This window comes from Agromyces sp. H17E-10 (assembly GCF_022919715.1).
GTDB lineage: Bacteria > Actinomycetota > Actinomycetes > Actinomycetales > Microbacteriaceae > Agromyces.
In genome coordinates this window covers 1934585-1948373 of the sequence record NZ_CP095042.1, presented here as the reverse complement: position 1 = coordinate 1948373, position 13789 = coordinate 1934585, and the positions used below count along the sequence as shown (strand labels likewise).

Genomic DNA, 13789 nt, shown 5'->3' with positions numbered 1-13789 from the left:
CTTCTGCACGTTCCAGCCTGCGGGCGAGCCGTCCCCGGCACCCGATCATCCCGGTCCGATCCGATCGAGTGGCGCCGGCTGCGGCATCCGCGTCGATCGAACCGGACCGGGGGAGCGCTGCCCATTGCGCCACGCCCACCCACCGGCCATTCTTGTGCAGGGCGCCCGACGCCCGACCCGAACCCGCCCGAGAGGACCCCATGCTCGAGTTCTTCGCCGCTGCCCCGATCATCGGCATCGTGATCGTCGCCGTCATCGTCGTGATCGCCCTGTGGATCTGGGCGAAGGTGCTGTATCGCAACGTGTCGCCCGACGAGGCGATCGTCGTCACCGGCAAGCGCTCGCGCCGTCGCGTCGTCGACGGCGTCGACACCGAGGAGTCGGGCCAGCGCGTCGTGCACGGCCAGGGTGTCTGGATCATGCCCTTCTTCCAGAAGGCGCACAAGATCTCGCTGCGCTCGCGCGCCATCGAGATCCGCGCCGAGGCGCAGACGAACAACGGCATCACGGTGCACGTCGACGCCGTCGCGATCGTGAAGGTCGGCGACAGCGCCGCCTCGATCCGCGCGGCCGCCCAGCGGTTCCTCGGGCAGGACAAGAACATCGACATCTTCGCCCAGGAGGTGCTCTCGGGTTCGCTGCGCGCCTCGATCGGCGCCACCGACGTGCTGACGATCATCAACCGCCGCGACGAGCTCTCGGCCGCGGTGCTCGGCGTCGCGCGCGAGTCGCTGCTCAGCCAGGGCCTCGACGTCGACTCGTTCGAGATCAAGGGCATCTCCGACACCAACGGCTACATCGACGACCTCGGCCGCGCCGAGCAGGCGAAGGTGCGCAAGCAGGCCGAGATCGCCGAGGCGGTCGCGCAGCGCGAGGCACGCGAAGCCGTGATCGCCGCCGAGCAGACCGTCGCCGAGCGCGAGGCCGAGCTCGCCCAGCGCAAGGCCGCCCTCCAGCGCGAGACCGACAAGGCGACTGCGGAGGCCGCCGCCGCCCGTCCGCTCGCCGAGGCGCTTTCGCAGCAGGAGGTCGTCGCGCAGCAGGAGATCACCGCGCAGAAGAAGGCCGCGCTGCGCGCCGCCGAGCTCGACTCCGAGGTCAAGGCCGTCGCCGATGCGCAGGCCTACAAGGTCAAGGTCGAGGCGGATGCCGCGGCCGAATCCGTGCGCATCGCCGCCGAGGCCGACCGGGTCGCGCGTACCGCTGCCGCGGAGGCGCTCAAGGCCGAGGGTCTCGCAGAGGCCGAAGCGATCCAGGCCAAGGGTGCCGCCGAGGCGGCCGCCACGAAGGCCGCGGCCGAGGCCGTCGCCCAGCAGTCCGAGGCGCTGCTGCAGATGCGCGTCATCGACGCACTGCCGCTCATCGCCCGCGAGCTCGCCGCACCCATGTCGAACATCGACCAGCTCACGGTCGTCTCGACCGACGGCGCCTCGCAGCTCGCGAAGAACGCCGTCTCGGGCATCACCGAGGTCGACGCGATGCTGAGCTCGACCATGGGCGTCGGGCTGCGTGAGCTGCTCGGCTCGATCATCGGCGGCGCAGCCGCCGGCGGTGCGGCCGCTCGGGTCGGCACCCACGACTCTGCGGCCGTGGGTGCCGCGGTCGCGTCGGCTGGAGCGCAGCTCGCCGCCGCGGTGGGGCCGGTCGCCGATCGTCTCGACTCGCTGGACGGGCTCGGCGGCGACCAGGAGGCCGGCGCCGCGCGCTGACGCGACCCGCACTCGTCGCAGCAACGGGGCCGGGCGATCTTCGCAGATCGCGCGGCCCCGTTCGCGTCGAGGTCACTCGTCCAGGTCACCCGGGCAGGTCGCACCACATGGTCGCCACGCGGCCGCCGCCGATCGGCGCCGTGAACGAGCCGATCTCGCGGAACCCGGCGCGCGCGTAGCGCCGGTCGTTGTCGGGATTCGTCGATTCGAGGTAGGCCGGCAGTCCGCGCTCGGCGAACGCACGGAGGTTCTCGGCGAGCAGTTGCTGCGCCAGCCCCTCGCCGCGGCGTGACGGGTGCGTCGCGAGCAGGCTGAGGTACATGTGCGGCGGCTTGGCCGGGTGATGGTGCTCGAACGACTCCCAGATCTCGGCGAAGGCGCCCCGCTGCTCGGCGTCGAGCCGCTCGTCGACGAACGCCTGCACCTCGGCGAGCTGGTCGTCGGTCATCTCGTCGGCGCCCGACGGCAGCCAGACCGCGACGGAGGCGCCGTCGTCGACGACCCAGACGGTGTCGTACCGGAGGGCGCCGCGTACGAACGGCGCCCAGAACAGCTCGAGATCGGCGGTCGCATCGCCCGGCAATCGCAGGATCGGGCCCCAGGCGGGGTCGTCGACGAAGGCGAGGGCGATCGTCTCGGCGATGGCGGGCACGTCGGCGTCGGTGGCGAGTCTGAACTGCACGAGAACATGGTGGCACGGATGGCGCGGCGGAGGTTCGGCGTGTCGTCAGTCGAGGCCTCGTGATCGCGGATGGTCCGCCCGATCGCTACGCTCACGAGGCGTAGGCTGCTGCCGGCTGCGACCGGCAGGCCGCACAGACCGGCTGAGGAGACGAACGCATGGCGCGACGAGACCCGCGACCGCCCACCGACGCCGACCTGGCGTACCTGCGACGTTGCGTCGATCTCGCCCGCGAGGCGCTCGACGCGGGCGACGAGCCGTTCGGTTCGCTGCTCGTCGATGCCGACGGCGTGGTGCGCTTCGAGGACCGCAATCGCGTCGCGGGCGGCGATCAGACGAGGCATCCCGAATTCGAGATCGCCCGCTGGGCCGCCGCCAACCTGACCCCCGACGAGCGCGCCGCGAGTACCGTCTACACCTCGGGAGAGCACTGCCCGATGTGCTCGGCCGCGCACGCGTGGGTCGGCCTCGGCCGGATCGTCTACGCGGGCAGCACCGAACAGCTCGTCGGGTGGCGGCGCGCGTGGGGCCTGCCCGACGGCCCCGTCGCCGCGCTGCCGATCGGCGAGATCGCGCCCGGCATCGACGTATCGGGGCCCGCGCCCGAGCTCGCCGACGAGTTGCGTGCCCTGCATGCGCGCTGCGCGGGGGTCGACGTCTCAGGCTCCTGAGGGCAGCGGGTCGATGAGCGTCGGGTCGCCGGGGTCGATCGCGCGGTGGTTGTTGATCCGCGGGTCGACCTCGTACTCGGTGATCGTCGGGGCGACGCGGTCGGACGCCTCGATCAGGAAGTCGACCATGGCCTGCATGCCGCCCGCATCCAGCTTCGCCGGGTCGAGGTAGCGCTCGATCTCGTCGAGAGGCAGGTACACCGGCATGCGGTCGTGCACTTCGCCCGACGCATCCCTCGCCTCTCTCGTGATGATCGAGGTCGACACCTGCCACTCGCCGTCAGGGAGCTTGCGCGCGGTCGAGATGCCCGCGGCGGCGAGCACGTCGCCTTCGCCGTGCAGGTAGTGCGCGCGCTTCTTGCCGGGCTCGCCCGTCCACTCGAAGTACCCGCGCATCGGCACGATGCAACGGCCTTGGGCGAACGCGCCCTTCCACAGGCCGTTGGTCGCGACCGTCTCGATGCGGGTGTTGAACTGCGGACGCTTCGCGTCTTTCATGAACGAGGGATGGAAGTTCCAGACGGCGGGTTCGAGCCGACGCACGAACTCGCCCGTCTCACGGTCGGCGCGCTCGCGGACGATCGGCACGGTGTCGGTCGGGGCGAGGCTGAAGCTCGGCTGCCAGTCGTCGAAGTCATTCTCGGCGTCGAAGACCGCGGTGAGGTCGTCGACCTTCTGCGAGACCACGAATCTGCCGCACATGGATGCCTCCTGGTCGATGTCGCCCGGGTACATCACCCAGCCTGCCACCGACCTCCGACATGTGCGACGGTATGCAGGCCGCAGGGCCGCTTGCGGCGAAAGAGTTTTGTTGCAAAACTATCTGCACGCACCCGACGAGACCATCCCCCTGCGACCGCGGCGCGCCCATGACAAGGAGGCCATGTTGAAGATCGTCATCGCCGGAGCCGGCATCGGCGGGCTCGCCGCAGCCCTGAGCCTGCACCGCGCGGGCTTCCGCGACATCACCGTGTACGAACGCGTGCGAGAGCTCAGGCCCCTCGGCGTCGGCATCAACCTGCTGCCGCACGCCGTGCGCGAGCTGACCGAGCTCGGCCTCGCCGACGAGGTCGCCTCGATCGGCGTGCCGCCGAGCCGTCTCTCGTACTACAACCGCTTCGGGCAGCCGATCTGGTCGGAGCCGCGCGGCCTCGACGCCGGCTACCGCTGGCCGCAGCTCTCGGTGCACCGCGGCGAGTTCCAGCTGCTGCTCGCCCGCGAGGTCGAGCGCCGGCTCGGGCCCGACACCATCCGCCTCGGCTGCAGGCTCGTCGGCGTCGAGCACCTCGACCCCGAATCCGCCGAGGCGCGTGCCGCCGGGCACGCCGAGTTCGCCCGCTTCGTGCGGTCGGGCGCCGGCGCGGGCGACGACGGTGCGGGCGAGACCTTCGAGGTCGCCGCCGACGTCGTCATCGGCGCGGACGGCATCCACTCGGCGATGCGCGCGCAGGCCTACCCCGACGAGGGCGGTCCGGTTTGGAACGGCCTCATCCTGTGGCGCGGTACCGCGAGCGTGCCCACCTACCTCGACGGCCGCACGATGATCATGGCCGGAGACGGCGAGCAGAAGTTCGTCTCGTACCCGCTCGTCGCGCCCGGCGCCGAGGCAGGCTCAACCCGGCTCAACTTCATCGCCGAGCGCCGTGCGCCCGAGGGGGTCGACGAGACCGCCGACTGGAACCACGCGGTCGACGCGGGCCCCATCGAAGCGCTCTTCGCCGACTGGAGCTTCGACTGGCTCGACGTGCCCGCGGTCATCGCCGCGGCCGACGAGATCCTCGAGTACCCGATGGTCGACCGCGATGCGCTGCCGCGATGGACGTTCGGCGGCTCGACCCTCATCGGCGACGCCGCGCACGCGATGTACCCGAACGGTTCGAACGGTGCATCCCAGGCGATCATCGACGGGCGCACGCTCGCCTTCCACCTGGCGAACGAGGCTGCGGGGGCGGATGCTGCTGCTGGGGCATCCCCTCTCGGAGACAGCGCACGCGCAGCGGCCGTGCGCCGCGCGCTCGAGGCGTACGAGGCCGACCGGCGCCCCGCGACCGCGCGCCTGCTCGAGATGACCCGCCAGCTCGGTCCCGAGAAGGTCATGCAGCTCGCGTACGACCGTGCGCCCGAGGGGTTCGCCGACATCCACGACGTGATCCCCGCCGACGAGCTGCAGGAGATCGCCGACGGGTACAAGCGCACCGCGGGCTTCCACCCGTCCGCGCTCAACGAGCGTGCGTCGCTCACACCCGAGTCGGCTCCGCCGCTGGCAGACTGACCGGATGACCTCCCGGGAGCCGGCCGCCGAACTCGCGCGGCTGAACTCGATCGTCTCGCCGCTGCGGCGCGGCCTGCTCAAGGCCGCCCGCTCGGCCGAGCACCTTCCCGACCTGCCCGATGCGCAGATCGAGGTGCTGCGAGCGCTGCCGCGCGGAGTCGTGCGCTCGCCGGGGGACCTCGCCACCGAGCTCGGACTCAGCCGGCCGACCGTGAGCAACCTGCTGAAGGCGATGGAGGCCGCGGGGCTCGTCGTGCGCACGGCGGCGGCCGACGACCGGCGCCGGGTCGAGGTCAGCGCCTCGACCCGGGCGCTCGGCCTCTTCGACCGGTTCGACCGGGCGAGCGAGGCGATCCTCGTCGACGCGCTCGCCCGGCTCGACGACGCCGACCGTGCCGCGCTCGCCGCGGCGCTGCCCGCCCTCGAGCGGCTGCGCGATGTCGTGCAGGAGGCGGCGCGGGGCTGATCCCGGGTGCCGATCAGACGGTGCCGAACGGGTTGTCGACGACGTAGCGCCAGCCGTGCTGCTCGTCGTGCCGCGCGACGTCGGCCGTGACGCCCCAGAGCGAGACCTCCGAGCCGTCGGGGCCGACGCCGGCGATCGACCACTCGGCCGTCACGAGGCCCGTGTCGCCGCTGACGAACGCGTGCTTCGTGCGCATCGTGATCGGCAGCTGCAGCGCGAGGAACTGTTCGAGTGCCGATCGAACGGCGTCGCCCTCGACCGGCTGGCCGGGCGCGGGCACGAAGACCGCGCCGGGGGCGTTGAGCGCGAGCAGGCCGTCGAGGTCCTGTGCGTTGAAGCGCTCGGCGAAGGCGAGGGGCAGGGCGTCGAGGTTCGCGACGGGAATAGACATGGGGGTTCCGTTCTTCGAGTAGATGACCCGGCGATCGGGTCATCGAGAAAGACGTCGACGAGCGAGAGATGTGACAGATGCCCTCATCCGCCCCGCAGGCGAGGACGCTGCTCGAGCTCATCGCCGATGAACCCCTGCGGCTTCGGCGGCGGGCGATCAGCCTCGGCGTGCGCCCCGACGATGCCGACGACCTGGCCCAGACCGTGCTGCTGCGCGCCTGGAAGGCGATCGACGGCGTGCGCGACCCGGGCGCGGGCACGGTGTGCGCGTGGGTCGACGCGATCGCGCGGACCACGGCGATCGACCACCTCCGCGGGCGGCGCCTCGACGACCGGCTCGACGACGAGTCGCGGGCCCTCGTGCCGGCCGCCGACGATCGACTGGAGGCGCGGACCGACCTGCGGGCGGCGCTGCGGGCGATCGGAGACCTGCCCGAGCAGCTTCGGACTCCGCTCGTGCTCTCGGCGCTCGAGGGCCGCCCGGGCAATGAGATCGCCGAGCTGCTCGGCATCAGCCCGGCGCTCGTGCGGCAGCGCATCAGGAGGGCGCGTCAGCGCCTCGCCGCCGCCGTGCTCGCGGAGCCCGCGATCGGTGCCGACCCGGTCTGATCGTCGTCATGCCGCCGCGAGGTAGTCATCGATGAGCTCGCGCAGCCGCACGCCGTCGAACGAGTCGCCGTGGCCGGGGTGCACGACGCGAACCGGCAGGTCGCGCAGGCGCTGCAGGCTCGTCGCGTAGTCGTCGCGGTCGGACTCGTGGAGCCCGTCGAGCAGCACGTCGTCGTAGATCACGTCACCGCTGAAGAGCGTGCCGGATGCCTCGTCGAAGAGGCAGATCGATCCGGGTGTGTGGCCCGGCAGGTGCAGCACGCGGAGGCAGCGGTCGCCGAGGTCGACAGCGTCGCCGTCGACGAGTCGGGTCGTCGCCGGTGCGGGACGGAGCCGGTACGCGTCGGGATCGAAGCCCGCCGGACGGGCGGTGATGAGCAGGTCGGGCAGCTCCTCGTCGAGGCCGAGCTCGTCGCGGAGGACCGCTCCGCGGATCGAGGCGCCGCGCGGGTCGCCCATGGGCTCGGCGGCGTGGGCGCGCCGATCGTCGAATTCGTGCGCGCCGCCCATGTGGTCGAGATGCGCGTGGGTGACGACGAGCACAGGGTCGTTCGCGAACAGCGCGGGACACTCGTCGCGAAGCGGAGCGACCCCGAGCCCGCAGTCGATCACGAGGTCACGCGCCGAACCGCGAACCTGCCAGATGTTGCCGCGCACGAACTCGTGCACGTGCGGCTCGATGATGCGCGTGATCCGCTCATCGACCGGCTCGACCGCGAACCACCGGTCGACGATCTCGAGCGATGCCGCGCTCATGCGGGAGCACCGACTCGCTCGCCGTCGGCGGAACCGGATGCCTCGCGGTCGGCGCGAGTCGCGGCATCCAGCTTCGCCCGACGCATCGTGCGCGGCGCGAGCAGCGCGTAGAGCCCGCCGCCGACGAGCACCCCGACGAAGGGCGAGACGTCGGCACCGCCGAGGGCGGCCGCGATCGGACCGGTGTAGAACGTCGTGTTCACGCAGAGGGCGGTGACGACGCTGCCGACGCCGAGCGCGAGGCAGCCGGCCGGACTCCAGCCCGCGCGGTGCCAGTTCGGTCCGCCGCGCGACTCGTCCTGCAGGGCGACGCCGTCGTAGCGGTTGCGACGCAGCACGATGTCGACGGCGTAGACGCCGAGGGCGGGCGCGAGCACGGCGATGCTGATCTCGAGCAGGCCGCTGACGGTGCCGAGGAAGTCGGAGACGAAGAGCGCGTAGAGGGTGAGCGCGACCGCGATCACGGCGTCGAACACGACCGTGATCGACCGCTTCCACCTGATACCCGACGCCATGAGCGCGAGACCCGTGCTGTACGCGGTGAGGGCGTTGTTCGTGATCGACCCGATCACGACGACGAGCAGGAAAACGGGGTAGAACCAGGCCGGCACGAGTTCGGCCATCGACTCCTCGGGCACGGACATGTCGACCACGGTGCCGGCGAGCACGCCGAGCGAACCGATCACCACCGCGGGCAGGAACCCGCCGAACGCCGTCCAGAAGGCGACCTTCGCCGGGCTCGATCGCTCGGGCAGGTAGCGCGAGTAGTCGGCGCCGACGAGCCACGAGAGTGGCGCGGAGGCGATGATCGTGAAGCCCGCCGCGGCCGCCGCCCACAGCTCGGCGCCCTCGAGCACGCCGCCGTCGGGCACGTACGACAGGTCGGCGTTCGCGAGCACGAACCAGGCGAGCACGGCGATGCCTGCGAGGAGCGCCCACATCACCCAGCCGCTGATCCTGACGATCGTCGCGTGCCCGTAGACGCTGATCGTGAAGGTGAGGAGCGCGAGTCCGATCACGATCGCGGCCATGACCGCGTCGGGTGCGTCGGGGGCGAACCAGCGCACGAGCGTGAAGCCGACGAGCGCGCCGACGGACAGGTTGATCGCCTCGTAGAGCACGCCGATGAGCCAACCGAGCACAACGTTGACGACGCGGTTGCCCCGCACGCCGTAGAAGCTGCGCGTGATGACCTCGCTCGGCACCCCGGCGGGCGGACCGCTGACCGCGAGGAACCCGACGCCGATGAAGAAGAGGTTGCCGGCGACGACGACCGCGAGCGCCTGCCACGCGTCGAGCCCGAGCAGCACCAGGATGCCGCCGAGCACGAAGTACAGGTAGCTGACGCCCGAGCCCGCCCAGACGGCGAACAGGTTCCGCGGCGTGCCGTGCCGCTCGGCGGCGGGAATGTGGTCGGTGCCGTGCTGCTCGACGCGTCCGGCCCTGGTGTTGGCCTCGAGCGCGGACTCGCCCGTCTCAACGCTGGTGGCCACTGCCACGGTCTCCGTCGTCTCCGCCATCTCGAACGCCTCCTCGCGTTGTTGGCCTTGCGGCCAATTTCAAGCCACGGGGAGAGTATCGCGTGTTGGCCAATTGGTCAATAAGTGCGCAGCGGATGCGCCGAGCCCGGTCAGTCCTCGGGCTGCAGTGCGCCGGGCGGGAGACCGAGCTCGCGCTCGGCGGTGCTGAACACGAAGTCGGTCACGTTCGCGTAGTCGAGGGTGGGCTCGTCGAGTCCGGCGCGCACGGCGGCGTTCGCGGCGAGTCCGTCGACGAGTGCGATGATGCGCATCGACGACTTCGCGGATGCCTCGGGGAATGCACCGCTCGCGATGCCCGCCTCGATGATCGCGTCGAGGTCGGCGACGTCGCCTTCCATCTGCCGGATGACCGCCTGCCGCACCGCGGGGCGATGGGCGCTCTCGCGCCAGGCGTCGAGCCACAAGAGCGCTGCCGGGTCGCGGTCATGCGAGACGTAGAAGCCGAGCACCCGCCGCATGTCGGCGACCGGGTCGCTCGAAGGGCGAGGATCGAGCTCGTCGCGCTCGGCCTCGGCGGCCCGCTCGAAGGCCGCCGCGAGCAGCTCGTCGATCGAGCCGAAGTAGTGCGTGACGAGGCCCTGCGCGACTCCGACCCGGGCGGCGACACGGCGAGCCGTGATCTTGCCGAGGCCGTCGTCGAACGCGAGCGCAACCGCGGCGTCGAGGAGTTCGTCGCGGCGGTCTTCGCGCGGCAATCGCTTGAACGTGCCGCTCTGCGTTCGTGTCATCGTGTTCAGGCTAGCCGTGCCGTCGAGACGGTTTCGAGACGCGTGCTCCTTCGTCGCTCGCTCCTCAACCGGCCGAGGGGATGGCGATCGGCAGCACCTCGGCGCCGGGCAGCCTCGCGAGGTAGGCGCCCGACACGAGCAGCTTCGCGTCGCGGTTGCCGCTGCCGATGATGAGGCGCTCGTGCGCGGCGACCGACTCGTCGACGAGGATCGGCCAGCCATCGGGCAGCCCCACCGGCGTGATGCCGCCGACCTGCATGCCGGTCAGTTCGACCGCGAGATCCATCGGCGCGAACGACAGCTTGCGCGCGTCGAGGTGCCGCCGCACGGCGCCGTTCACGTCGAGCCGGTCGGCGCCGCGCACGAGGCACGCCGCGTACCAGGTGCGCTCGCCGCGGCGGGCCTGCACGACGACGCAGTTCGCACCGTCGGCCGGCGAGATCTCGTAGTGCTCGCAGAACGCCGCGGTATCGGCGAGCGACGCGTCGATCGCGGCGACGAGCACGTCGCCGTCGGGCGCGGCGGCCAGGGCGGCGGCCGTCGGCGCGGCGAGCAGCTCGGGCGAGTCGACGGCGGCCGTGAAGTCGAGGGTTCCGAAGCGCATGGTGGCAGCGTACGCGCCGGCGGCGTGGTTTCGAGACGCGTCGCCGCTTCGCGTCGGCGCTCCTCAACCCGCGATGCGGGACTCGAACTTCCGGTCGATGCCTCGCCCCGAGGCATCCGCGTACGCTCGAAACGAAGGGGAGTGCACCATGGATCTCGAGCCGATGCTGCTGAAGCTCGACCGCATCGCCGGCGGCCGCGCCGCGGGCGTGAAGGTCGACGACGAGCTCGTCGGGCACCCCCGCACCCGCCGCGCGTTCACGTGGATCACCTGGCTGCTCGCCGTCGAGGTGCTCATCGGCGGGGCGGCGTTCGTCGTCGCGGCGGTGCTGCTGTTCAACGGAACCGTGCTCGCGTTCCCCGTGTGGATGCGCATCCTCGTCGTGCTCGGCATGACCGTCACGCTCTTCTACTTCGCCTGGCGGGCGCAGAAGGGCTACCGCTGGGCGTACTCGCGGCTGCGCCTGTTCAGCAAGATCTTCCCGGTCGTGACGCTCGTGATGGCGGCGATCCCCGGCCTCTTCCCGTTCTGGATGGTGACCGAGCAGATCGTGTTCAGCCTCATCCTCATCGGCATCGCAGACTTCCTCGACAGCGACCACATGCGGCAGGTGTTCCGGAAGCCCGACGCGACCGACGCGCCCCCACCGGCCTAGCGCGGGCGCGTCGGCGCCTCAGAACCGGCGTGCGAGCAGGCGGGATGCCTCGGCGGTGAGCTCGTCGATGATGTCGGCGACCGGTCGGGCGGAGCGGAGCAGTCCCACGCCCTGACCGGCATCGAAGGGGACGACGTCGTGCTCACCTGCGGCGTTCGCCCGGGCGAAGTCGGCCTTGAACGCGTCGAGACCGTCTCCGGTGCGCAGCTCGGGTACTCGGTGCTCCCACTCGTCGACGAAGGCGTTGCGGATGACGCGCTCGGGGAATCGCTCGGGCCACGGCAGCGCGAGGGCGGCGTCGGCGGCGGTCGTGTTGACGGTGTCGTCGCCCGTGGCGGCGAAGATCACGGGCCTCGCCGATTCGGGGGTGAGGGTCTCAGGACTGGCGATGAACGCGGTGCCGATCCAGGCGGCGTCGGCGCCGGCCGCGAGCACGGCGGCGAGGCTGCGCCCCGAGGCGATGCCCCCCGCGGCGAGCACCGCAGGGGAGCCGGGTCGACCGGTCGTGCGGCCGGCGGGTTCGGCTGCGTCGCCTGCTCGCCGGTCGTCGAGCGCGTCGAGCACGGCGTCGAGCAGGGCGAGCGTGCCCATGCGCGGGTCGCCGTGACCGCCGCCCTCGGCGCCCCTGGCGACGATCACGTCGACCCCGGCGTCGGCCGCGACGAGCGCTTCGGCGGCCGTGTAGACCTGCGTCGCCGCGAGTGCGCCCGCATCGTGGACGCGCGCGACCCAGTCGAACCGGGTCGCGAAACCGACCGACACGAGCGTCGGTCGCGCCTCGAGCGCGACGTCGAGCATGGCGGGGTCGCGCTCGAGTCCCCAGTGCACCATGCCGATGCCGAACGGACGGGCGTCGGCTCCACCGGCCGCATCGAACTCGGCGAGCTGCGCCGCGAGCTTCGTCGCCGAACCGGAGCTGCCCATGCCGATCGTGCCGAGGGCGCCGGCCCGAGAGACCGCGTCGGCGAACCGTCCGCCGGCCACGCCGCCCATCGGGGCGCTGACGATCGGCGTCGTGAGGCCCAGCGAACGGGACCATGGCGTCGACAGCTGGGGGGTCGCGTCGTTCACGGCTGCGCCTCCTGCTCGGACGCCCACGAGATGAACGCCGGATCGGACGACACGATGCGGGACACCTCTTCACCGCCGTCGCAGCGGCACAGGCTCACGATCGCACCGTCGTCGGTCAGTTCGCGCAGCGCCCAGGTGCCGCCGAAGCTCTCCCAGCGCTCGAGCTCCTGGAGGGGCGTGCGGGCGACGCCGGGCGCCGTGGGCGGCGCCGGCTCCGAGGCATCCGGATCGGGCGACGTCGGTTCGGACAGATCGGGCAGCGCACCCGCGGTCGGCGACTTGCGCGTCCAGCCCACCTGTTCGCCGCGGTCGAAGAAGTGGCGGAAGCTGTAGATGAGCGGATGCCACGCGTGCGGGTCGATGTGCTGGGTGCCGGGCACGTTGAGCTCGGGCAGCGCGTGCACGCGCACGACCGCGACCTCGACCATGAAGTAGCCCGGGTCGACGCCCGGGGTCATGCGACGCACCTCGCCCTCGAACTGCAGCGGCGCCTCGCGCACCCGCGGCGGCGCGACCAGGTCGGAGGGCTGCGCGCTGAAGCCCGCGAGCTCGAACTTGCGCGGCTCGAAGCGGTACTGGCCGGCCTTCGCGTCGGGCACCGGGTCGCGTCCGGTGACGGCCGAGAGCCGCTCGACGTTGCGCCACTGCGCCGCCGCGGGAAAGTTCACCGTCAGTTGCGGGCGCTCGAGCAGGTTCTGCGCCGACTGGCCGTCGGTCTCGAGGCCGAGCACGAGCATGCGTCCGAGCGCCCAGTGGCTCGACGCAGGGGCGAGGTTCGCGGTGCCGTCGGGGTTCTCGGTGACGACGAGGTAGACGGGCGTGCCCACGTAGAGCACGCTCGGCTCGATCACGAGATGGAGGTCGGGCGCCGGCCCATCGGGTCGGCCCACGGTGGCTCCGGGCGCATCGGCTCGCGTCATTGTTCGCCTCCCGGCGGTCGGTTCGCGGATGCCTCCACGCTACGCCCGCCCGGGGGTGAGGAGCGCCGTGTGACGCGACTGCTCAGCGGAAGGCGTCAGGCGGCCGCTTCGGCGTCGACGGCGCGCTTGACGGCGGAGATCTCGAACTCGAGGGTGATCTTCTCCGACACGAGCCAACCGCCCGTGTCGAGTGCCACGTTCCACTCGAGGCCGAACTCGCGGCGGTCGATGCGGCGAGTGCCCTCGAACCCGGCCCGCAGTTCGCCGGCAGCGTCGGTGTGCGCACCGGTGAACTCGATCGGGATGGTGATCGGCTTCGTGACGTCGCGGATCGTCAGCTCACCCGACACGACGAGCGCGTTGTCGGCGACCTCTTCGATGCGGTCGCTCGTGAAGGTGATCTCGGGCCACTGCTCGACGTCGAAGAAGTCCGCGCTGCGCAGGTGCTCGTCGCGCTGCGCGTTGCGGGTGTCGATGCTGGCGGTCTTGAGCACGATCTCGGCGGTCGACTTCGCCGGGTCGTCGAAGTCGACGTGCAGGTGGCCGGCGACGTCGTTGAACGCCCCGCGGACGTTCGCCACCATGGCGTGCTTGGCCGAGAAGCCGATGCGGCTGTGCGCGGGATCGATGTCCCAGTCGCCGCTGAGGTCGAGTTCGTTGGCGGTCATGTTGATTCCCCTGGTCTGTTGCACGAACTCACACAGTCTCGCATCTG

The 13789-nt window shown here is 71.6% G+C and carries 16 protein-coding genes; 6 read left to right on the top strand and 10 right to left on the bottom strand.

Going from position 1 to position 13789, the window contains the following annotated elements; genetic code table 11:
- Positions 1-200: 200 nt before the first annotated feature.
- Positions 201-1709 carry an SPFH domain-containing protein gene (locus MUN74_RS08705; protein ID WP_244856089.1) on the top strand — a complete coding sequence of 503 codons (1509 nt, stop codon included), beginning with the start codon at positions 201-203 and terminating at the stop codon, positions 1707-1709.
- 85 nt (positions 1710-1794) lie between these two features.
- Here MUN74_RS08705 and MUN74_RS08700 read toward each other — a convergent pair whose 3' ends face one another.
- Entirely contained in the window at positions 1795-2391 is a 597-nt protein-coding gene (locus tag MUN74_RS08700) for a GNAT family N-acetyltransferase (protein WP_244856088.1), read from the bottom strand.
- Positions 2392-2549: 158 nt separating this feature from the next.
- On the opposite strand from MUN74_RS08700, the gene MUN74_RS08695 reads away from it, so the two are divergent.
- Positions 2550-3062, top strand: a complete 513-nt coding sequence (locus tag MUN74_RS08695; RefSeq protein ID WP_244856087.1) for a nucleoside deaminase — start codon at positions 2550-2552, stop codon at positions 3060-3062.
- On the opposite strand, the gene MUN74_RS08690 is transcribed toward MUN74_RS08695, so the two are convergent.
- Complete coding sequence (locus MUN74_RS08690) at positions 3051-3812, bottom strand: SOS response-associated peptidase (RefSeq protein ID WP_244856086.1); 762 nt, start codon at positions 3810-3812, stop codon at positions 3051-3053. The two genes, MUN74_RS08695 and MUN74_RS08690, sit on opposite strands and share 12 nt — an antisense overlap.
- A gap of 136 nt (positions 3813-3948) precedes the next feature.
- Between MUN74_RS08690 and MUN74_RS08685 the strand changes: the two genes are divergently transcribed.
- Positions 3949-5334 (top strand): flavin-dependent oxidoreductase, encoded by a 1386-nt coding sequence (locus tag MUN74_RS08685; protein WP_244856085.1) that lies wholly within the window; start codon positions 3949-3951, stop codon positions 5332-5334.
- 4 nt (positions 5335-5338) lie between these two features.
- On the top strand, positions 5339-5800 hold the full coding sequence (locus MUN74_RS08680; protein ID WP_244856084.1) for a MarR family winged helix-turn-helix transcriptional regulator: 462 nt from the start codon (positions 5339-5341) through the stop codon (positions 5798-5800).
- 13 nt (positions 5801-5813) lie between these two features.
- Here MUN74_RS08680 and MUN74_RS08675 read toward each other — a convergent pair whose 3' ends face one another.
- Entirely contained in the window at positions 5814-6191 is a 378-nt protein-coding gene (locus tag MUN74_RS08675; RefSeq protein WP_244856083.1) for a YybH family protein, read from the bottom strand.
- Positions 6192-6268: 77 nt separating this feature from the next.
- Between MUN74_RS08675 and MUN74_RS08670 the strand changes: the two genes are divergently transcribed.
- Positions 6269-6799 (top strand): RNA polymerase sigma factor, encoded by a 531-nt coding sequence (locus MUN74_RS08670; protein ID WP_244856082.1) that lies wholly within the window; start codon positions 6269-6271, stop codon positions 6797-6799.
- A 6-nt stretch (positions 6800-6805) separates the two neighbouring features.
- Here MUN74_RS08670 and MUN74_RS08665 read toward each other — a convergent pair whose 3' ends face one another.
- From MUN74_RS08665 to MUN74_RS08650, 4 genes are all read right to left on the bottom strand, one after another.
- Positions 6806-7555 (bottom strand): MBL fold metallo-hydrolase, encoded by a 750-nt coding sequence (locus tag MUN74_RS08665; protein ID WP_244856081.1) that lies wholly within the window; start codon positions 7553-7555, stop codon positions 6806-6808.
- The gene (locus tag MUN74_RS08660) at positions 7552-9075 is read right to left on the bottom strand and encodes a purine-cytosine permease family protein (RefSeq protein ID WP_244856080.1); all 1524 of its coding nucleotides are present in this window, start codon (positions 9073-9075) and stop codon (positions 7552-7554) included. Before MUN74_RS08660 ends, MUN74_RS08665 begins: the two co-directional genes overlap by 4 nt.
- A 110-nt stretch (positions 9076-9185) precedes the next feature.
- Positions 9186-9824 carry a TetR/AcrR family transcriptional regulator gene (locus tag MUN74_RS08655; protein WP_244856079.1) on the bottom strand — a complete coding sequence of 213 codons (639 nt, stop codon included), beginning with the start codon at positions 9822-9824 and terminating at the stop codon, positions 9186-9188.
- A gap of 64 nt (positions 9825-9888) precedes the next feature.
- On the bottom strand, positions 9889-10428 hold the full coding sequence (locus MUN74_RS08650; RefSeq protein ID WP_244856078.1) for a YbaK/EbsC family protein: 540 nt from the start codon (positions 10426-10428) through the stop codon (positions 9889-9891).
- A gap of 148 nt (positions 10429-10576) precedes the next feature.
- Here MUN74_RS08650 and MUN74_RS08645 point away from each other — a divergent pair, with 148 nt between their 5' ends.
- Positions 10577-11083 (top strand): hypothetical protein, encoded by a 507-nt coding sequence (locus MUN74_RS08645; RefSeq protein ID WP_244856077.1) that lies wholly within the window; start codon positions 10577-10579, stop codon positions 11081-11083.
- Between the two features lie 18 nt (positions 11084-11101).
- Here MUN74_RS08645 and MUN74_RS08640 read toward each other — a convergent pair whose 3' ends face one another.
- The 3 genes from MUN74_RS08640 to MUN74_RS08630 all read right to left on the bottom strand — a co-directional run bounded on the left by MUN74_RS08640 (position 11102) and on the right by MUN74_RS08630 (position 13742).
- On the bottom strand, positions 11102-12154 hold the full coding sequence (locus MUN74_RS08640; protein ID WP_244856076.1) for an NAD(P)H-dependent flavin oxidoreductase: 1053 nt from the start codon (positions 12152-12154) through the stop codon (positions 11102-11104).
- The gene (locus MUN74_RS08635; protein WP_244856075.1) at positions 12151-13044 is read right to left on the bottom strand and encodes a flavin reductase family protein; all 894 of its coding nucleotides are present in this window, start codon (positions 13042-13044) and stop codon (positions 12151-12153) included. The genes MUN74_RS08640 and MUN74_RS08635 overlap by 4 nt, the downstream gene beginning before the upstream one ends.
- A 125-nt stretch (positions 13045-13169) precedes the next feature.
- Entirely contained in the window at positions 13170-13742 is a 573-nt protein-coding gene (locus MUN74_RS08630) for a YceI family protein (protein ID WP_244856074.1), read from the bottom strand.
- Between the last annotated feature and the right edge of the window lie 47 nt (positions 13743-13789).

Coding starts and splice junctions, on each gene's coding strand:
- MUN74_RS08705 (WP_244856089.1), top strand. CDS start 201: ATGCTCGAGTTCTTCGCCGCTGCCCCGATCATCGGCATCGTGATCGTC.
- MUN74_RS08670 (WP_244856082.1), top strand. CDS start 6,269: ATGCCCTCATCCGCCCCGCAGGCGAGGACGCTGCTCGAGCTCATCGCC.
- MUN74_RS08655 (WP_244856079.1), bottom strand. CDS start 9,824: ATGACACGAACGCAGAGCGGCACGTTCAAGCGATTGCCGCGCGAAGAC.
- MUN74_RS08650 (WP_244856078.1), bottom strand. CDS start 10,428: ATGCGCTTCGGAACCCTCGACTTCACGGCCGCCGTCGACTCGCCCGAG.
- MUN74_RS08660 (WP_244856080.1), bottom strand. CDS start 9,075: ATGGCGGAGACGACGGAGACCGTGGCAGTGGCCACCAGCGTTGAGACG.
- MUN74_RS08630 (WP_244856074.1), bottom strand. CDS start 13,742: ATGACCGCCAACGAACTCGACCTCAGCGGCGACTGGGACATCGATCCC.
- MUN74_RS08675 (WP_244856083.1), bottom strand. CDS start 6,191: ATGTCTATTCCCGTCGCGAACCTCGACGCCCTGCCCCTCGCCTTCGCC.
- MUN74_RS08665 (WP_244856081.1), bottom strand. CDS start 7,555: ATGAGCGCGGCATCGCTCGAGATCGTCGACCGGTGGTTCGCGGTCGAG.
- MUN74_RS08645 (WP_244856077.1), top strand. CDS start 10,577: ATGGATCTCGAGCCGATGCTGCTGAAGCTCGACCGCATCGCCGGCGGC.
- MUN74_RS08695 (WP_244856087.1), top strand. CDS start 2,550: ATGGCGCGACGAGACCCGCGACCGCCCACCGACGCCGACCTGGCGTAC.
- MUN74_RS08680 (WP_244856084.1), top strand. CDS start 5,339: ATGACCTCCCGGGAGCCGGCCGCCGAACTCGCGCGGCTGAACTCGATC.